The organism is Pseudarthrobacter sp. CC12, assembly GCF_039907755.1.
GTDB classification, from domain to species: Bacteria; Actinomycetota; Actinomycetes; order Actinomycetales; family Micrococcaceae; genus Arthrobacter; species Arthrobacter niigatensis.
The window spans coordinates 300,875-318,692 of the sequence record NZ_JARDJH010000001.1 but is presented as its reverse complement, the minus strand read 5'-3'; the positions used below and the strand labels follow the sequence as shown (position 1 = coordinate 318,692).

Annotated in this window: 22 protein-coding genes; 10 read left to right on the top strand and 12 right to left on the bottom strand. The window is 66.1% G+C overall.

Going from position 1 to position 17,818, the window contains the following annotated elements; all coding sequences use genetic code 11:
- The first annotated feature begins 1 nt into the window (after position 1).
- Both PV772_RS01520 and PV772_RS01515 read left to right on the top strand, forming a co-directional pair.
- A complete protein-coding gene (locus PV772_RS01520) occupies positions 2-1,276 on the top strand; it encodes an aldolase (RefSeq protein ID WP_347885156.1) in 1,275 nt (424 codons plus the stop codon).
- 17 nt (positions 1,277-1,293) lie between these two features.
- Positions 1,294-2,106, top strand: a complete 813-nt coding sequence (locus PV772_RS01515; RefSeq protein WP_141159331.1) for a bifunctional allantoicase/(S)-ureidoglycine aminohydrolase — start codon at positions 1,294-1,296, stop codon at positions 2,104-2,106.
- Between the two features lie 71 nt (positions 2,107-2,177).
- Here the strand turns inward: PV772_RS01515 and PV772_RS01510 are convergent, their stop codons facing one another.
- Positions 2,178-3,359, bottom strand: a complete 1,182-nt coding sequence (locus tag PV772_RS01510) for a zinc-dependent alcohol dehydrogenase (protein WP_347885155.1) — start codon at positions 3,357-3,359, stop codon at positions 2,178-2,180.
- 109 nt (positions 3,360-3,468) lie between these two features.
- On the opposite strand from PV772_RS01510, the gene PV772_RS01505 reads away from it, so the two are divergent.
- Positions 3,469-3,792: a hypothetical protein gene (locus tag PV772_RS01505; protein WP_347885154.1), complete on the top strand. Its 324-nt coding sequence runs from the start codon at positions 3,469-3,471 to the stop codon at positions 3,790-3,792.
- A gap of 9 nt (positions 3,793-3,801) precedes the next feature.
- On the opposite strand, the gene PV772_RS01500 is transcribed toward PV772_RS01505, so the two are convergent.
- From PV772_RS01500 to PV772_RS01490, 3 genes are all read right to left on the bottom strand, one after another.
- On the bottom strand, positions 3,802-4,515 hold the full coding sequence (locus tag PV772_RS01500) for an HAD family hydrolase (RefSeq protein ID WP_347885153.1): 714 nt from the start codon (positions 4,513-4,515) through the stop codon (positions 3,802-3,804).
- Positions 4,515-4,805 (bottom strand): ribosomal protein L7/L12, encoded by a 291-nt coding sequence (locus tag PV772_RS01495; RefSeq protein ID WP_141159327.1) that lies wholly within the window; start codon positions 4,803-4,805, stop codon positions 4,515-4,517. The genes PV772_RS01500 and PV772_RS01495 overlap by 1 nt, the downstream gene beginning before the upstream one ends.
- Positions 4,806-4,918: 113 nt before the next feature.
- Positions 4,919-6,727 carry a glycoside hydrolase family 15 protein gene (locus tag PV772_RS01490; protein ID WP_347885152.1) on the bottom strand — a complete coding sequence of 603 codons (1,809 nt, stop codon included), beginning with the start codon at positions 6,725-6,727 and terminating at the stop codon, positions 4,919-4,921.
- A gap of 63 nt (positions 6,728-6,790) precedes the next feature.
- On the opposite strand from PV772_RS01490, the gene PV772_RS01485 reads away from it, so the two are divergent.
- Positions 6,791-7,522 carry a DUF72 domain-containing protein gene (locus PV772_RS01485; RefSeq protein ID WP_141159325.1) on the top strand — a complete coding sequence of 244 codons (732 nt, stop codon included), beginning with the start codon at positions 6,791-6,793 and terminating at the stop codon, positions 7,520-7,522.
- A gap of 32 nt (positions 7,523-7,554) precedes the next feature.
- Complete coding sequence (locus tag PV772_RS01480; protein ID WP_141159324.1) at positions 7,555-8,667, top strand: phosphatase domain-containing protein; 1,113 nt, start codon at positions 7,555-7,557, stop codon at positions 8,665-8,667.
- A 4-nt stretch (positions 8,668-8,671) separates the two neighbouring features.
- On the opposite strand, the gene PV772_RS01475 is transcribed toward PV772_RS01480, so the two are convergent.
- The 4 genes from PV772_RS01475 to PV772_RS01460 all read right to left on the bottom strand — a co-directional run bounded on the left by PV772_RS01475 (position 8,672) and on the right by PV772_RS01460 (position 11,641).
- Positions 8,672-10,216 carry a family 1 glycosylhydrolase gene (locus PV772_RS01475; protein ID WP_347885151.1) on the bottom strand — a complete coding sequence of 515 codons (1,545 nt, stop codon included), beginning with the start codon at positions 10,214-10,216 and terminating at the stop codon, positions 8,672-8,674.
- A gap of 97 nt (positions 10,217-10,313) precedes the next feature.
- Entirely contained in the window at positions 10,314-10,691 is a 378-nt protein-coding gene (locus PV772_RS01470) for a hypothetical protein (protein ID WP_141159322.1), read from the bottom strand.
- 90 nt (positions 10,692-10,781) lie between these two features.
- Positions 10,782-11,156, bottom strand: a complete 375-nt coding sequence (locus PV772_RS01465) for a J domain-containing protein (protein WP_141182481.1) — start codon at positions 11,154-11,156, stop codon at positions 10,782-10,784.
- Between the two features lie 59 nt (positions 11,157-11,215).
- The gene (locus PV772_RS01460) at positions 11,216-11,641 is read right to left on the bottom strand and encodes an HSP20 family small heat-shock protein (RefSeq protein WP_141161466.1); all 426 of its coding nucleotides are present in this window, start codon (positions 11,639-11,641) and stop codon (positions 11,216-11,218) included.
- A 146-nt stretch (positions 11,642-11,787) separates the two neighbouring features.
- On the opposite strand from PV772_RS01460, the gene PV772_RS01455 reads away from it, so the two are divergent.
- Positions 11,788-12,105 (top strand): MerR family transcriptional regulator, encoded by a 318-nt coding sequence (locus PV772_RS01455; protein ID WP_141182482.1) that lies wholly within the window; start codon positions 11,788-11,790, stop codon positions 12,103-12,105.
- 19 nt (positions 12,106-12,124) lie between these two features.
- On the opposite strand, the gene PV772_RS01450 is transcribed toward PV772_RS01455, so the two are convergent.
- The 3 genes from PV772_RS01450 to PV772_RS01440 all read right to left on the bottom strand — a co-directional run bounded on the left by PV772_RS01450 (position 12,125) and on the right by PV772_RS01440 (position 14,695).
- Positions 12,125-12,922: a phosphatase PAP2 family protein gene (locus tag PV772_RS01450; RefSeq protein WP_141159319.1), complete on the bottom strand. Its 798-nt coding sequence runs from the start codon at positions 12,920-12,922 to the stop codon at positions 12,125-12,127.
- Between the two features lie 255 nt (positions 12,923-13,177).
- The gene (locus PV772_RS01445; RefSeq protein WP_307358402.1) at positions 13,178-14,056 is read right to left on the bottom strand and encodes an NAD(P)-dependent oxidoreductase; all 879 of its coding nucleotides are present in this window, start codon (positions 14,054-14,056) and stop codon (positions 13,178-13,180) included.
- Between the two features lie 45 nt (positions 14,057-14,101).
- Complete coding sequence (locus tag PV772_RS01440; protein WP_347885150.1) at positions 14,102-14,695, bottom strand: adenylate kinase; 594 nt, start codon at positions 14,693-14,695, stop codon at positions 14,102-14,104.
- Between the two features lie 290 nt (positions 14,696-14,985).
- Between PV772_RS01440 and PV772_RS01435 the strand changes: the two genes are divergently transcribed.
- Complete coding sequence (locus PV772_RS01435; protein WP_141159316.1) at positions 14,986-15,729, top strand: GAF and ANTAR domain-containing protein; 744 nt, start codon at positions 14,986-14,988, stop codon at positions 15,727-15,729.
- On the opposite strand, the gene PV772_RS01430 is transcribed toward PV772_RS01435, so the two are convergent.
- Positions 15,726-15,875, bottom strand: coding sequence for a hypothetical protein (locus tag PV772_RS01430; protein WP_347885174.1), 150 nt, complete (start codon positions 15,873-15,875; stop codon positions 15,726-15,728). The genes PV772_RS01435 and PV772_RS01430 overlap by 4 nt on opposite strands.
- On the opposite strand from PV772_RS01430, the gene PV772_RS01425 reads away from it, so the two are divergent.
- The 3 genes from PV772_RS01425 to PV772_RS01415 all read left to right on the top strand — a co-directional run bounded on the left by PV772_RS01425 (position 15,843) and on the right by PV772_RS01415 (position 17,763).
- The gene (locus PV772_RS01425; protein ID WP_347885173.1) at positions 15,843-16,208 is read left to right on the top strand and encodes a response regulator; all 366 of its coding nucleotides are present in this window, start codon (positions 15,843-15,845) and stop codon (positions 16,206-16,208) included. The two genes, PV772_RS01430 and PV772_RS01425, sit on opposite strands and share 33 nt — an antisense overlap.
- A 155-nt stretch (positions 16,209-16,363) precedes the next feature.
- Complete coding sequence (locus tag PV772_RS01420; RefSeq protein WP_141159314.1) at positions 16,364-16,741, top strand: metalloregulator ArsR/SmtB family transcription factor; 378 nt, start codon at positions 16,364-16,366, stop codon at positions 16,739-16,741.
- Positions 16,738-17,763 carry a cation diffusion facilitator family transporter gene (locus tag PV772_RS01415; RefSeq protein WP_347885149.1) on the top strand — a complete coding sequence of 342 codons (1,026 nt, stop codon included), beginning with the start codon at positions 16,738-16,740 and terminating at the stop codon, positions 17,761-17,763. Before PV772_RS01420 ends, PV772_RS01415 begins: the two co-directional genes overlap by 4 nt.
- Positions 17,764-17,818 lie beyond the last annotated feature (55 nt).

Below are 17,818 nucleotides of genomic sequence, written 5' to 3'. Positions count from 1 at the left end.
GATGGCAGCACCCAAATCCTCCCTTTCAGCCGCGGACCTCGCGCACATTGACGGGCAGCTTGCTGCCACCGACCGGCTGCTGGAACAGAACTACCCGGGCGACGACGGCTCCCGCCAGCCCGTGCACACGGTGTACGTCCCCGCAGACCGGTTCACTCCGTCGCTCGCGCCCGACTGGGGCGCCCAGGCGATCGCGACGGCGGAAGCCCACGGCGGCCTGGAAACACTGGGCCGGCTCTTGGGCCAGGACGCCGGGCTCGCCGAAGCCGTGGCGGGCCGGGTCCAGGCAAAACTCCGGACGGAACCGATCGAGGACCTGCGCCTCGACTTCGAGGACGGCTTCGGGGACAGGGGCGACGACGCCGAGGACGCTGCCGCGGTTGCCGCGGCGTCCGCGGTGGCACAGGCGGCCGCTGCCGACTCCGCTCCCCCGTTCATCGGCATCCGCTTCAAGTGCTTCGAGGCTCCCACCCGGGCCCGCGGCCTGCGGACCCTCGACCTGTTCGTCTCCGGCCTGGCCGCGGCCGGCGAATTGCCGGAGGGCCTGGTCCTGACCCTCCCCAAGGTCACCACCGTGGCGCAGGTTCAGGCCATGGACTATGCGGTCTCCCGGCTCGAGGACGTCCACGGCCTTCCTGCGGGACGGCTGCGGTTCGAGGTCCAGGTGGAGACGCCGCAGCTGATCCTCGGCCCGGAAGGAACCTCTCCGGTAGCGCAACTGCCGCATGCCGTGCCCGGGCGGATCAGCGGGCTGCACTACGGCACCTACGACTACTCGGCTTCGCTGCAGATCTCCGCGGAGTACCAGTCCATGGAGCATCCGGTGGCGGACTTCGCCAAGGAGGTTATGCAGCTGGCCGTGGCAGGCACCGGCATCCGGCTTTCCGACGGCTCCACCAACATCATCCCGGTGGGCGACAACGTGGAAAACGCCTGGCAGCTGCATGGGCGCCTGGTCCGCCGGTCGCTGGAACGGGGCTACTACCAGGGCTGGGACCTGCACCCGGCCCAGCTGCCCAGCCGGTTCGCCGCCACCTATGCCTTCTACCGCGAAGGCCTGCCAGCTGCCGCTGCCCGCCTGCGCAACTACGTGGAGCGGACCGAAGGCGGCGTCATGGACGAACCCGCCACCGCCCGGGCCCTGGCCGCATTCGTCCTGCGCGGCGTCCAGTGCGGGGCAGTCGGCGCCGAGGAAGTCCAGGCGCTTGCCGGCGTCGGACTTCCCCAACTCACCGCCCTGGCCCACCCGCGGCTCGCCACCACCTCCAATTCCTAGCCAAAGGATCCCTTTCAATGGGCAAGTACTACTCCCCCACCGGCGGACTCCCGCCGCAGACCCACCTGACCACGGAGCGCGCCATCGTCACCGAGGCGTACACGGTGATCCCGAAAGGTGTGATGACGGACATCGTCACGTCCAACCTGCCGGGCTTTTCAAACACCCGGTCCTGGATCATCGCCCGCCCCATCTCCGGCTTCGCCACCACCTTCTCCCAGCTGATCGTGGAAATCGGCCCGGGCGGAGGAGCCCCGAAGGCCGAATTCGAGGCCGGCGTCGAAGGCGTCATCTTCGTCACCCGCGGCAAGGTCAACCTCACCCTCGACGGTGAACTGCACCCGCTGGAGGAAGGCGGCTACGCCTACCTCGCTGCGGGTTCGGAATGGGGCCTGGAAAACGTCTCTGACGACGTGGTGTCCTTCCACTGGATCCGCAAGGCCTACGAGCGGCTGGAGGGGTACGAGGCCAAGTCCTTCGTCACGAACGAGAAGGACATCGAGCCCACGTCCATGCCGGACACCAACGACGTGTGGAAGACCACCCGGTTCACGGACTCGAACGACCTCGCGCATGACATGCAGGTGAACATCGTGACGTTCCAGCCCGGCGGCGTCATCCCGTTCCCGGAAACCCACGTCATGGAGCACGGCCTCTATGTCCTGGAAGGCAAGGCCATGTACCTGCTGAACAACGACTGGGTGGAGGTGGAGGCCGGTGACTTCATGTGGCTGCGGGCCTTCTGCCCGCAGGCCTGCTACGCGGGCGGCCCGGGCGAGTTCCGCTACCTGCTCTACAAGGACATGAACCGCCAGGTGAAGCTCACCTAGGCGCTTTCCGCCCACAACAGCACAGAGGCCGTTATGGGAATCCATAACGGCCTCTGCTGTTGTGCTTTTGGTCAGGCGGCGGGGTTCAGGACCACCTTGATACAGCCGTCTTCCTTCTTCTGGAACTTCTCGTACAGGGCGGGCGCACCGTCGAGGTTGGACCGGTGGGTGACCAGGTCCATGACGCCCAGCGGATCGGCGTCGTCCTCCACGAGGGGAAGGATGTCATCGGTCCAGCGCCGCACGTTGCACTGCCCCATGCGCACCTGGAGCTGCTTGTCGAACATCGTGAGCAGCGGCATCGGGCTGGCCGTACCGCCGTACACCCCGCTCAAAGACAAGGTGCCGCCGCGTCGCACCGCGTCAACGGAAGCGTGCAGCGCTGCCAGCCGGTCCACGCCGCCGGCCTCCATCGCCTTCTGGGCCAGCTTGTCCGGCAGGAGGCCCAGCGCCTGGTGGGCGAACCCTGCCACCGGGGAACCATGTGCTTCCATGCCGACGGCGTCAACCACCGCGTCGGGGCCGCGCCCGCCGGTCATCTCCCGGAGTTCGTCCCCGATGGCCTTGCTGTAATCCAGCGTTTCGACGCCGTGCCGCGCCGCCATCTCCCGCCGTTCAGCAACCGGGTCGATGCCAATCACCCGGAAACCGCGGTGGACGCCGATGCGGCCCGCGAACTGGCCTACCGGCCCCAGGCCGAACACTGCAAGCGTTCCGCCCGCCGGGACGTCCGCGTACTCCACGGCCTGCCAGGCGGTGGGGAGGATGTCGGAAAGGAACAGGTAGCGCTCGTCCGGAAGCTCGCTGCCCACCTTCACCGGTCCGTAGTCGGCGTGCGGCACCCGCAGGTACTCTGCCTGGCCACCCGGGACGGACCCGTACAGCTCGGAGTAGCCGAAGAGTGCTGCGCCGGACCCCTTTTCCCTGACCTGCGTGGTTTCACACTGGGACTGCAGGCCCTGCTTGCACATGTAGCAGGAGCCGCAAGCGATGTTGAACGGAACCACCACGCGGTCGCCCTTTCGCAGGTTGGTGACGCCGCTGCCCACTTCCTCCACGATGCCCATGGGTTCATGGCCAATGACATCGCCCTTGTGCATGTAGGGGCCCAGGACCTCATAGAGGTGCAGGTCGGAGCCGCAGATTGCGGTGGAGGTGATCCGAACGATCGCGTCCGTAGGTTCCTGGATGAAGGGATCGGGCACTTCTTCCACGCTTACCGATCGTTTTCCTTGCCACGTCAGTGCTTTCACAGTCTCCCTTTCGCTTCTGCTGTGCCCGTGGGGGTCTCCCTGGGGCCGGGCAGGGCACCTCCCGGCACCCTTTCTTCGACGCTATCTGTTTTGACGGAAAAAAGTAAGCATGCTGATTAAAAGGTTGTGGCCCCCACCCAGTGCCCATAGCGTAGGAGAGTCGGGAAGAAAGAAAGGGAACGCCATCTCGCTCTACCAGCCGGAACCGGTCGAGATCTCCACCCGCATGCGTCCGGGCGAATGGACGGAAGAAAGCCTCGCGGAACTGGTCAGCACCTACCGGATGCGCATCGAGGAGATGGGGGCACCTGCCGCCGAGGTCGCCACCGATATCGAGCGGAACGACGACGGCTCGGTCAAGGTCATCGTGTCCTGGACAAAGCCGGCCATCGCCGGCGAGGAGGGGTCCGTGCCGGGCGGACAGCCACTGTAGCCCGGAGATCTAGGAGCGCGGCTCCAGCGGGAGCAGCCGCCCGATGGCACTGGTACCCAGGTTCTGCAGCAGGTGGCGGGGCCCGTCATAGACCTCGACGGCGCCCGCCTCCCGAAGTTCCGCCGCATGGATTCCCCCGCAGGTGAGCCCAATGGCAGGGATTCCCAGGGCACCCGCTGCCTTCATGTCCCAAACGGCGTCGCCTACGTAAACGGCGTCCGGAGCGTCCACTCCCACAGCCTTCAGGGCCGCCTCCAGGATATCCGGCGCAGGCTTGCTCTCCTCCGCGTCATTGGCACTGGTGGCGGCGTCGATGAATGCGTCGGCGTCCAGTACGGAGCGCATGACTTCCAGGTCCCGCTGCCGCGCAGAGGAGGCCAGCGCCACGGCAACGCCGCCGGCATGGCACCGGCCCAACAGGTCCTTGGCCCCGTCCAGGGCGCGCAGCGCTGGCCAGTGCGAGGCGTAGAGTGCGCCGTGGCTGGCCATGATGTCTTCGTCCTCCTCCCGGTCGCGGCCGCACGGCAGGAGTTGATCCACCAAACGGGCGCCACCCATGCCCACGAGCCGATGGATGGCCGCCATGGGGACGTCGTGGCCGTACTGGCGGAACGCACCCCACCAGGCGACGGTGTGGATGTACGACGAGTCGATCAGCGTCCCGTCGACGTCAAACAGGACCCCCCGGCGGGAGCCGCCAGGGGGTGTGGTGGATTCGGCCATCAGCCCACCGCCGCCCGTCGGGCGCCGGGAGCCTTTTTCAGTTTGGCCGCTTCTTCCTTGGGTGAACTGACGGGCCGCACGCGTTCACGGATGACGGACCCGGCGCCGTCCAGGCTCTTGTCCCGGATCAGGCCCGTACCGGCAATTTCCCGGGCCATGGCAACGCCTGCCACCGCGGCCCGCTTGGTGGGGAAGGTAACCGAGATGGCCATCAGGTTCCCGCTTCCGTCCATCATCCTGATCCGGTAACCACCGTCAGGGGCATCCACGAGTTCAAAAAATCCGGCCATAACTATCACTCCTCCGTCAATCACGGCACTGTGCTTGGGAGCACTCCATGAGGTGTTAGTAAGTATACTTATCTATCCTGCGAAGGAGAAGTTCCAGCCCCCTCCGCGCCGCCTCAGCGCGTATCCGCATTGTCGTGCGGAAAGGGAGTGTCACTGCGGCGAACCGTATCCTGATGGAGCTCCAGGGCGCTAGTCACAAGCGCAAAGTGGCTGAAGGCCTGTGGCGTATTGCCCAGCTGCCGCCCGGCTTTTACGGCCCATTCCTCGCTCAGCAGCCCCACGTCGTTGCGCAGTTCCAGCAGCCGCTCGAAAAGTTCGCGCGATTCGTCGTGGCGCCCCGCCCCCAGCAGCGCCTCCACCAGCCAGAACGAGCAGGCCAGGAAGACCCCTTCATCCCCCGGCAGGCCGTCGTCACTCTCTTCCGGCTTGTAGCGCAGCACAAATCCGTCCTGGGTCAATTCCCGTTGGATCGCTTCGATGGTGCCCACTACCCGGGGGTCGTCGGGAGGAAGGAATCCCACGCGGGGAATCAGCAACAGGCTGGCATCCAGTTCCGGGCGGCCATAGGACTGCACGAATGTGTTGCGTTGGGCATCGAAACCATTGGCCATGATGTCGGCGTGGATCTGGTCCCGAAGGGCCTCCCAGCGTTCCACCGGGCCCGGCAGCCCCGATTCACGCACGCCCTTCACCATGCGGTCGGCGGCAACCCACGCCATGACCTTGGAGTGGGTGAAATGCCGGCGTGGTCCCCGCATCTCCCAGAGTCCGTTGTCCGGCTGGTCCCAGATGGTTTCCAGGTGCTCCATCAGGGCGATCTGCACATCCCATGCTTCGTCCGTGTGCTTCAGCAGCGAGTTCCGGGTCAGGGCCAGGCAGTCAAGGACCTCGCCCCAGACATCCAGCTGGAACTGCTCCGCCGCGGCATTTCCGATCCGAACCGGGGTGGAGTTCTCGTAGCCCTTCAGCCACGGCAGTTCCATCTCCGGCAACCGCCGCTCGCCGTGGATCCCGTACATGATCTGCAGGTCGGCGGGGTCGCCTGCCACCGCCCGGAGCAGCCAGTCCCGCCAGGCGGCAGCCTCCGCGGTGTAGCCGGCGGCCAGCAGGGCCTGCAGGGTCATGGCGGCATCCCGCAGCCAGCAGTATCGGTAGTCCCAGTTCCGCTGGCCCCCGGGCTGCTCGGGGAGGGACGTGGTGACGGCCGCGACGATGCCCCCTGTGGGTGCGTAGGTCAGTGCCTTGAGCGTCACCAGGGAGCGGACCACCGCGTCCTGGTATTTCCCCTTGACGGTGCACTGCGAGGACCAGCCCCGCCAGAATTCGAAAGTGCTGTCCAGGACGTGCTCGGCCTCAACGCTGACCGGACGTCCCACGTGGCTTGGCGCCCAAGTCAGCACGAACGGTACCTTCTCGCCGGCACTCACCGTAAAGTCGCTGACCGTGCGCATATTTTCGCCATGCAGCGGCGCCGGCGTCACCAGGTAGACGGCATCCGGGCCGGCGATGGCATGCAGCCCCCGCTTGTCCTTCCGCACCCATGGCACGATATGGCCGTAGTCGAACCGCATGACCAGCTCTCCGTGCATCTTGACGGTGCCGCTGACGCCCTCCACGATGCGGACGATGTCGGCAACGGAATCCCTGGGCGGCATGAAGTCGGTGACCCGGACCGTTCCTTCAGGCGTCTCCCACTCGGTGTCCAGCACCAGGCTGCCGTCCCGGTAGCTGCGGCGCGTGCAGGTTCCCCCTCCCTCAGGCGCCAGCAGCCAGCGTCCCGCGTCAGGGGTGTCCAGCAGCGCATTAAAGCAGGCAGGGGAATCGAACCGCGGGAGGCAGAGCCAGTCGATCGAGCCTTCCTTGCTGACCAGGGCCCCGGTGTGAAGGTCGCCAACCACCGCATAATCTTCAATTCGCGCCATGACAACACCCTGCCACACAGAGCTCCGAACGGAAGGGGAATATCCAGGTGTAGCGTGAGGCAAATGGCGATCCATATCGGCACCTCCGGCTGGAGCTATGACCACTGGGAGAACGTCCTGTACCCGCCCGGACTGCCCGTCCGGGACAGGCTCCAAAGCTACGTCTCCAGGTTCAACACGGTTGAGTTGAACGCCAGCTTCTACCGGTGGCCCCGGGACACCACCTTTGCCGGCTGGAACCGGCGGCTGCCGCCCGGTTTCACCATGTCCGTCAAGGCGCCCCGCGGCCTGACCCACGCACGCAAGCTCTATTCACCGGAGGTCTGGATTGAGCGCATTGCCCGGTGCTGGCATGAGCTGGGGGACAAGCGGGCGGTGCTCCTGGTCCAACTGCCCCCGCAACTGGAGCGCGACGACGCACGGCTGGACTATTTCCTTGCCGCGCTTCCGTCCTGGATCAGGGTGGCCGTGGAGTTCCGGCACGCCAGCTGGGACTCGCCCGAGGTGTACGCCTTGCTGGAGCGGCACCAGGCGGCTTACTGCGTCATGAGCGGCGCCAACCTTCCATGCATCCTGCGGACCACCGCGCCTTTCGCTTACGTCCGGCTGCATGGGCCGGACCACGAGCACCTGTACGGGGGTTCCTATTCGGATGCGGACATGCACTGGTGGGCGGACCGCATCCGCGAGTGGGACAGTGCGGGCATCGACGTTTTCGCGTACTTCAACAACGACGGCGGCGGGAACGCTGTACGGAACGCCTGGACCCTGCGCGGGATCCTGGGCGCAGGCTGAAGGCTGCCGCCGCCCTGTGGCAGAGTTAGGGCATGGACACGGCTCCGCAGAACCCAGCCCGGGACAACGCCCACGCGCCACGGCAGGACAAGATAGGCCAGTACGCGTTGTCCGGAAGCCGCTTCTTCCGTTTGGCGCACTGGGTGTCCGACTCGGTCAACGATGTCCGGATCACGCTGGCCAAGCGGTGGAAGTTCGTGCCGCAGACCATCGCCTACCAGGGCTACGGTTCCACCACGCGGGTCAGGGTGCTGGGGCGCGTGCTGCTGACCCACAAACCGCTGCCGGGGAGCAAAGCCGAGCACGAGGCTAAAAACGGAAACCAGAACATCCGCGGCTGGCGCGCCTTCACCGGGGTGCCGCTGCAGTTTACCGACGTCGAGATCACCATCGGGGACGTCGTCACCCACGTCACGGCGGACCGGGGCGGACTGGTCGACACCGAGGTGGATGTACAACTGTCCCCCGGCTGGCACACCGCAATCCTGCGCGCGGAGGGGACCGACCCGGCGGAGGCTTTGATCCAGGTGATCGCACCCGGTGTGGAATTCGGCATCGTGTCCGACATCGACGACACCGTCATGGTGACCGCCCTGCCCCGTCCCTTCCTGGCGCTGTGGAACACCTTCGTGCTCAGCGAACGGGCACGCATGGCCACGCCCGGCATGGCCGTGCTGCTGGACCGCCTGACACTTGAACATCCCGACGCCCCGGTCATCTACCTCTCCACCGGCCCCTGGAACGCAGCCCCCACGCTGGGACGCTTCCTGACCCGCAACATGTACCCCAAGGGCACGCTGCTGCTGACGGACTGGGGCCTTACCCAGGACCGCTGGTTCCGCAGCGGCCAGGACCACAAGCACCGCAACCTGGAGCGGCTCGCCCAGGAGTTCCCGGACATGCGGTGGCTCCTGATCGGCGACAACGGCCAGCATGACGAAGCCATCTACTCGGCTTTCGCCGCCGAAAACCCGGAAAAGGTCGCGGCAATCGCGATCAGGCAGCTGTCCGTCAGTGAATCGGTATTCGCCGGCGGCCACTCCGAGGACGGGGACCACACTACTTCCCGCGTGCCGTGGATCTACTCCCCCGACGGCGCCGGCATCGCCAAGCAGCTGGCCTTGCTGGACCTGCTGCGCGGCTGACTACTCAGGGGTTGGCCAACAGGTCATCGGCGCCGGGGAGGTCGTCGCTGGGCAGCATGTCCGGAACCACTGCCTGGGCGATTGCGGCCTCGGCAGCGGCTGCCAGGTCGCGTTCTTCGATGAGTTCCTGGAACCAGAAGTAGGAGGCCTTGGGCGTGCGCTCCAGTGTTTCGAAGTCAACGTGCAGCAGCCCGAACGGCTGCTTGTAGCCGGCGGACCATTCGAAGTTGTCCAGGAACGACCACACGTAGTAGCCGCGCAGGTCCACGGACTCGGCGACCCCACCGGGGGCGGTGGCCCGCAATGCGGTTTCAAGGTGGTCGGAAATGTACTTCAGCCGGCGTTCATCCGGGATGAACCGGGTGTTGGTGGACTTGTCCCGGACAATGATGTCCTCGAAACTGGCACCGCCTTCGGTGATGATCACCGGCGGCAGGTTGGGGTACCGGTCCGCCATCTCCTTCAGGGCCACCGCCATGTACTCCGGTTTGACCGGCCAGCCGTACGCTGTGATGTCCGCCTCCGGCCACGCCTCCACGTGGAACGGTGTTGCTCCGCTGCCTGTTGCGCTGAGGTCGCTGCCCATGGCTTCCGCCATGCTTGACGGCACGGTGCCGCCGCCGGGTCCAGCCGCCACCTTGGTAGGCATGTAGTAGTTGAGCCCGTAGAAGTCCAGGGGCTGGGAGATGATCTCCATGTCTTCGTCCGGGTGCTCGAAGGAACTGAAGAACTTGGCCGCACGGATCAGGTCCGGGTATTTGCCTGTCAGGACCGGGTCCGCGTACAGCCGGTTCTGGCCAAGGTCCATGACCCCGGCGCTGATCTTGTCCAGCGGATTGATCGAGTTCGGCACCATGGGTGAGTACACATTGGTCATCCCGATCTCGCCCGGCACCTTCGCTGCGCGCAGCGCCTGCACGGCGAGCCCATGGCCCAGCAGCTGATGGTGGACGGTGGGAAACGCGCCCAGGGCCAGTTCCTTGCCGGGCGAGTGCAGGCCGAAGGCGTAGCCGTTCGCGCTGACCGTTGCCGGTTCGTTGATGGTGACCCAGCGGGCCACCCTGTCCCCGAACGCCTCGGCCACCAGGGCGGCATATTCGCCCAGCCGGTAGGCCGTATCGCGGTTCATCCAGCCGCCCGCTTCGTCCAGCTCCAGGGGCGTGTCCCAGTGGTAGATGGTGGCCATGGGCGAGATCCCGTTGGCCAGGAGCTCGTCCAGGAGCCGGTCGTAGAAGGCCAACCCCGCGCGGTTGGCCGGGCCGGTTCCGCCGGGCTGGATGCGCGGCCAGGAGAAGGAGAACCGGTAGGAGTCCACGCCAAGCTGCTTCAGCAGGGCCACGTCCTGCGGCATCCGGTGGTAGTGGTCAGTGGCCACCACCGGGCTGTGGTCCTCCACGATGGCACCCGGTTTCGCGGCGAACCTGTCCCAGCCGGAAGGCCCACGGCCGTCTTCGTCCAGGGCTCCCTCGATCTGGAATGCAGCGGTTGCGACGCCAAGCGTGAACCCCGGGGGGATGAGCGCTGCGAGGTCCTTGGCGGTGATGTGCATGGGGGTCCAGCCTTTTGGTCACGGAAGTTTGGTACGTCCCAGAATGTCACAGCGCAGGACCGCTGACGAGCAGCAACTCCGCGCCGGGCACCGGCGCCTACTGTGACCCGAAGAGGAACTCCTTGGCGTGCGCCACCGCCTTGCGGAAGGCGTCATTGCGCAGGGTAACCAGGTGCTCGGAGTCGCCGTCGGTCGGTTCAAGATACCCGGTATAGCCGGGCCGCAGGACCCAGATGTCTCCCGCCGGCGGCAGGTAGAACACGCCAAAGGACCGCTGCTGACTCTCGTCGGCCGTCCAGACCGGGACCACCGCCAGGGCAGCTCCCGTGGCCGGATTGATCCATTGCGCCCGCGGCAGCGGCTGTTCGTGCGCCTCGGGATCCAGGAAGGGTGCGGTTCCCGGGCCCCAGCGCTGTTCAAAGCGCTCATGGAATGCGGGAATGAGGTGTGAATCGTAGCGCCGCCAGTCGCTCATACAGCTTTGCGCCTCCTTGGATGATGGGGACTGCTTTTGATTGGTTCCCCGGTTCAGGGCCGGGGCCGAGTTCAGGCGCACTGCCCGGCATCAGGCCCACGGCCCGCTTTCCCACCGCACCGGGGTGATGCGGATGACAGGTCCGGGCCCGCGGCCGGGACTGCGGACTTTTCGGACCGGAACCACGGTGGGTGCCCCCGCAGCCAATCGCCTGTCGTAGTCCGCACGGCGCCCGGGATCACTGAGCACGTAAAACGCCTGCATGATTCCCAGGAGTTCGTCACGCTGCGCCGGGGCGCCGTCCGTTACCGGGTTTCCCGGTGGCCGTTCGTGCACGTCCTTGCGCCCGCCGCCCATGTCGGGATGGTGGCTGCGCATGAGGACCCGGTACGCGTGGGAGATCTCCTGCCGGGTGGCTTCCCGGCCTACGCCCAGGACGGCGTAGTAGTCGGGGACATCCGTCATCCCAGCCTCCTGTTCCACCGGCGCCCCTGCCGGGATGGGCAGGGGCCCGCGGGAAGAACCTATGTATTGATCTCCTGCATCCCGCCCTGCTGGGTCTGGATCTCGATCTTGCGCGGCTTGGCCTGTTCGGCAACCGGAATCCGCAGGGTGAGGACACCTTGGTCGTAGCTGGCCTTGATCTTCTCGGTATCCAGGGTGTCACCCAGGATCAACTGGCGGCTGAATACGCCGCGGGGACGTTCCGAGGCCACGAGCTCCACATTGGGCTGCGTGGGGTCCTGTCGCTCGGCCCGCACGGTCAGGACGTTCCGTTCAACGTTCAGGTCAAGCGAGTCCACCTTCACGCCGGGAAGGTCGAACGCCACGACGAATTCGCCGTCCTCCTGCCAGGCGTCCATGGGCATCGCGGCCGGACGCGCGGCGGTTCCGAAGACCTGCTGCGTGAGCCGGTCCAGCTCACGGAACGGGTCGGTACGCATCAACATCATTTCCCACTCCTTCAGCTTCCAAGGTGATGGATCTGCGTCTTCTGTCCATTGCCACCCAATCTATGGCAGTGAATATAGATTTTTTATAGCACTCGTGGAAAACTGAAGCAAGGCACCGGCCGGAACGAATTTTGGGAGTACAGATGGCAGATCCTGGGGCGGGGCGGCCCGCGCGTCCGCCCGGTTCGCGGGCCCTTTACGCCATTTCGGTGGCCGCGGAGCTCACGGGCACCGGGCAGCAGAACATCAGGCTTTACGAGACACGGGGGCTGTTGACGCCCTCCAGGACGGCCGGCGGTACCCGGCAGTACAGCGACGACGATATCGCCGTCCTGCAGCGGATCGGGGAACTCCTTGAGGAGGGGCTGAACCTGGCGGGCATTGCCAAGGTCCTGGAACTGGAGGCAGCGAATGTGGAACTGCACCGGGCCCTGAAGCGGGCAAGGTCCCGGCCGCAGTGACGCGGCTCCGCGGGCGGCCTTAGTCCAGGCCGGATTCTTCCTTGGAGAGCTCCCCCGTTACCGGTTCGCCCGGAATCCTTGCCGTCCGCCAGGTATCCAGGGCGATGACTCCGCCCAGGATGAGCAGCGACAGCGAGAAGGATGCCAGGGTGTCGGTGGGCCAGTGGTAGCCCAGGTAGAGCCGGCTGACGATGGCAAGGATGATCCCGATCCCGGCCCCGATGAATCCGAACACCGCTGCCCGGGGGTTCCGGCGCCGGGAGAAGATCAGGTAGGCGCCCACCAGCAGGAAATCGCAGGCCCCCAGGACGTGCCCGGACGGGTAGGAGAAGGTCTGGTCCGCGCCGAACAGCATTTGGTCCACCGGCGGCCGCGAGCGCTGGACGATGTGCAGGATGATCTGGGAGACGATCACCCCTGCCAGCATCGCGGACGCCAGCAGGATGGGGCGCCAGGCATGCTTGGCTGCGAATCCCCAGATGAGGATCACCACCAGCACGATGATGGGCAGCGCGATGGGGCCGAAGAATATGGCCAGGAAGATCATGAAGGCGGTAAGTGCGGCTGAGCGGGTTGTGAGCAGCCAGTCATGCACCGGGTGGTCCGCGACGGTGAGGCCGTCCGCCTGCAGCACGCTGACCAGTGTGGCAATGAAGAGCGCCAGCCCCACGACGGCCAGGATGACCGATGCCCGGTAAAGTCGGCGCCGGTCGGCGGCATCGACGTAGCGTTCCTCCACCACGAACTTTTCATGGAAGGCGTGCCACCTGCCGGACTTAGCCCCCGCGGCTGCGGAACCTGCTGATTTCTGTGCCAATGTGCTGCCCGTCCCTGCGCCCTGGTGAGTGCACGCCGGATGGGCGTGCTGTGTGAATGCCTAGCCTGAAGATTATCCCCATGTAAGGCCGTTCGCTCCATCACCGGGCCGGAAGGACGGCCGGCGGCCACGGCGGCGGCCAGTAGGAGCCGGCAGTGAACCGGACAGGAGCCGGAAGCTCACGGCTTCCGGCTCCTTGGACGATCCCGTGCCAACCCCTGGCTGGCCTTCGGACCGTTTGCTGCGTGCCTGGTCCTAGGCCTGGTCCTCCCCGGCGCCCGGGCCGCCTGCTGCGTGGTTCCGCCAGCTGTGCTCGGGCTCGTAGCCCAGCAGCCGGCGCGCCTTGTCGATGGAAAGCATCGTTTCGTGCTCGCCCAGTTCCTTGGTGACCTTGACGCCGGGAAACACCTCGGCGGCGAGGCCGGCGCTGGAACGGCTCATCACGGTGTCGGCATTGGCGATGATGAAGGCCTCGAACCCCGGCTTGGCGTTCTCCAGCGCCCGGGCTACTGCCTGGGCGCCGTCCCGGCCGTCGATGTAGCCCCACAGGTTCCACTTCCGCAGCGTCGGGTCGGCGTCGAAGGAGGGGAACTTTTCGTAGTCGGCTTCATCCATGACGTTGGAGAACCGCAGGCCCGTGATGCTCAGCTCCGGGTCCCACCGCGTCATTTCCACGGCCATCCGCTCCTCCAGGGTCTTCACCAGGGAGTACGTGCTTTCCGGCCGCGGCGGGTATTCCTCGTCCACGGGAATGTAGGGCGGGTCGATGTCGAACGGAAGCCCCAGCACGGTCTCGCTGGAGGCGTACACCACCTTCTTGATCCCGGCGCGCCGCGCGGCCTGGAAGACGTTGTAGGTGGACAGCATATTGTTCTCGAAGGTTGCTGCGTCCGGAAGGATGCCCGGGGCCGGAATGGCACCCAGGTGCACTACGGCGTCGAACCCTTCATGCCGGTCGTCCACCCCCAGCAGGGCGTCCACAACATGCCCGTAGTTGCGCAGGTCCACCACCAGGAGTTCGGGGCTGCGTTCACCTGCCCGGTCCAGGGTGAGGACCTGGTGGCCGTCGTCGGTGAGCCGGCGCACCACGTGCCGTCCCAGTTTTCCGGTTCCGCCTGTAACGGCAATTCTCATCAGTGTTTCCTTCTGTTGGAGTGCGTTCACCGTGCGGTGTTTCGGTCAGGACGGAGGGCGCGGGGCTGCAAGGAACTGTTCGACGGCGGCAATTGCCGCTGCGGTAATCCCGCCCGGATCGCCGATGCCGTTGACGGACACCAGGATGCCCCGCCCCGCGTACACCGACACTACTTCATGGGTCTGCCGGCGGTAGAGATCCAGCCTGCGCCGAAAAACGTCGATCGTGTCATCGGTGCGGCCCTGCTCCAGGGCACGCCGCTGCATCCGCTCCTCCAGTTCAGCGTCCGGCGCCGTCAGTTCGATGACAGCGTCCAGCACGTGGCCGTGGTCCGCGAGCATGCTATCCAGTTCCAATGCCTGCGGGGCGGTGCGTGGATAGCCGTCCAGCAGGAATCCCTTCATCGCATCGCTTTCCAGGAGCCGGTCCTTCACCAGCGCGTTGGTGAGGTGGTCCGGGACGAAATGGCCGTCATCGAGGTACCGGGCGGCCTGGTTCCCCAAGTCCGTCTTCCGCCTGACGTTGCTCCTGAAGATGTCCCCGGTGGACACGGCCGGGACCTTGAAATGCCGCGCCAGGTGCCCGGCCTGCGTTCCCTTGCCGGAGCCCGGTGGGCCGATGATAAGGAGCCTGCTCATGTTCCTGTCCTTCCGCAGCGGGAGCACGGTCTATGGTCCAGTCGGAGGCAGCACCGGATCCCGCTTCATTGTGCCGGTTGGCCCCTGTCCGGCGCCAGCAACCGGTGTTACGGCTGGCGCGGGAATGGGATTCGCCCCACCGGGGAATGTATATACTCTGGTTATCGGTTTAGCAGCAGGCCGTTGGAAAGTTCGTCGATCCAGCGACCATCACCGGCTCCCCGCCCAACTGTGGGGCCGCCTATGTGTTGCAGGCTCGTTTTGACCTGAACGAATGGCACCAAGAAACCGTGGCCGGCGAGTCAACAGCAAAAACCGATACATCCATCACCGAACACCTGCATGAACTGGTCCTCAACAGCTCCGACGTTGAGGACTTCCTCAACGAACTGGCACAGGTGTCCGCACGTAACCTTTCCGAGCCCGGCGACGAGATGCTGTGCGCCATTACCCTGCTCCGGCAGCGGAAGACAGCGACGATAGCCAGCAGCAGCCCCGAGGCAAAGTCCATTGGACGGCTCGAGCACAGGTTCGCCGAGACTCCGAGCCTGACCGCATTCACAGCGCAGGAGACTGTCCACGCGCCGGACCTCGACGACGACGGGCGCTGGCCAGACTACTCCCCTGCCGTCCTGGCGAAGGGGGTCCGGTCGGTTGCCGCCCTTCCCTTCCGGCTCGAAGGTGAAACCAAGGCAGCACTGCTGCTGTACTCCCGCCGAGCCCATCGCTTCGGGGGCCGGGTACTGAAGTTCGCCGAGGATTTTGTCAGCCAAACATCCCTGGCGCTCCGCCTTGCAGTGCGCTTTGCGCATTACAGCGAGACGGCGGCGAACCTCCGCGCCACCCTTGAGTCCCGCACGGTAATCGACATGGCGGTGGGCATCATCATGGCCCAGAACCGGTGCAGCCAGGAGGACGCTTTCGCCATCCTGAAGACCGCGTCGAGCACCCGCAACACCAAGCTCCACGATGTGGCCGCGGCCGTGGTGAACGCCCTGGGCCAAGGGCCTGCGCGCACCCATTACGACGGCTAGGCCCCGCGGCCTGCTGCATCCCCGCCCGCCCAGTAGAATGGTGCCAACTTTTCGCCGGGGGGCTCAATTTGGAACAGCAGCGTGTTTGCCTTGTCGTAGAAGATGACGACGATATCCGGGGCCTGATCTCCGTTGTCCTTGCCCATGCGGGCTTCAAGGTCACCGCCGTGGCCACAGGCGCGGAGGGCATCGCCGCAGCGGCCGATCCCGCCATCGCCCTGGTCACCCTGGACCTTGGCCTTCCGGATATGGACGGGCACGTCGTGGCGCAAGCCATCGGAAACCTCACCACCGCGCCCCTGCTGTTCCTCACCGCCCGCTCCGAGGAGGACGACGTCCTTGCCGGCATGGCGTCCGGGGCCGCCGGCTACCTCACCAAACCCTTCCATCCGAGGGAACTGAAGGAGCTCGCCGGGCAGCTGTGCCCGGCGGCGGCCGCCTCAGGGGAGCCGCACCTACCCGGCAAATCGCACTGCTGAGCCCGCCGGCCGCGCGGCAGAACGCCTCGGCGGCGGAACGGCGCCCGACGGCGGCGCGTTGCCGCCGTCGGACGCGCGCCCTTCCTACTGCCGGTCGCCCAGGGGGAGCCGTGGATCCGTGTGCACCACGGCCGAAGGTATGACACTATATGCGCATGAATGCAGATAAGAATGCTTGCGCCTTGGGCACCGACAGCCAGTACGTGGAGCTGGCCGTGGAGGTGTTCGCCATGCTGGCCGATGCCACCAGGGTGCGCATAGTCCTTGCGCTCCGCGAGGGGGAGATGGCGGTGGGCGCCCTTGCGGACGTTGTGGGCAAATCTCCCGCCGCCGTATCCCAGCACCTGGCAAAAATGAGGCTGGCACGAATGGTGTCTACCCGCCAGGACGGAACCCGGGTGATGTACCGGCTGGAGAACGAACATGCCCGGCAGCTGGTGGCCGACGCGATTTTCCAGGCCGAGCATGCCCTCGGCGGGGAACCGGCCCACCACCGGATCGCCAACCACACCGCGCAACGGAGTGCCACATGAGCCGGCCGCACCAGGAGTCAACACACACCCACGGGCACGACCACGACCACGACCACGACCACGACCACGACCACGATCACGATCACCATTCCGGGTTCAAGGGCTGGCTGTTCGAACTGTTCGTGCCGCACACGCACGACGCCGCAGACTCCATTGACGACGCGATGGAAGCCAGCACCGAGGGCATCCGTGCGCTGAAGATCAGCATGTTCGTGCTGCTGGCCACCACCGTGCTGCAGTTCCTGGTGGTCCTGTTCAGCAGCTCGGTGGCCCTGCTGGCGGACACCATCCACAACTTCTCCGATGCCCTGACCGCGGTGCCCCTGTGGGTTGCCTTCATCCTCGGGCGCAGGGCCGCCAACCGCCGGTACACCTACGGCTACGGCCGGGCAGAGGACCTGGCCGGCCTGTTCATCGTGGCTGTGGTGGCGCTCTCCGCCGTCGTGGCCGGTTGGCAGTCGGTGGACCGGCTGATCCATCCCCAGCCGCTCCAGAACCTGGGCTGGGTCATGGCCGCGGGCCTTATCGGCTTTGCAGGAAACGAGGCCGTAGCCATTTACCGCATCCGGGTCGGCCGCAGGATCGGTTCCGCAGCGCTGGTGGCCGACGGCGTGCACGCCCGGACCGACGGTTTCACCTCGTTGGCTGTGGTGATCGGCGCCGTCGGCGTCATGCTCGGCTTTCCGCTGGCGGACCCCATCGTTGGCTTGGTCATTTCAGCAGCCATCATGGTGCTGCTCTGGGGCACCGTCCGGAGCATCGGCCGGCGGCTCATGGATGGCATCGAACCAGACCTGGTTTCGCGCGCACAGCTGGCACTGGAGGAGACGCCGGGCGTCCTCGCGGTAGGAAACCTGCAGCTGCGGTGGTCCGGCCACCGCCTCCAGGGTTCGGCACGGATCGAACTCGCTGACACGGAGTTGTCGCAGGCCGAAGAGATCCTTGACCGCGCCGGCCACCGGCTCCGGCACGCACTGCCCAAGCTTGACCATATGCTCCTGGCTCCCGCCACCCGGCGGTAGCAGGCACAAAACGCAGAAGTGGCCCTGCCAGACGGCGGGCCACTTCTGCGTCAAT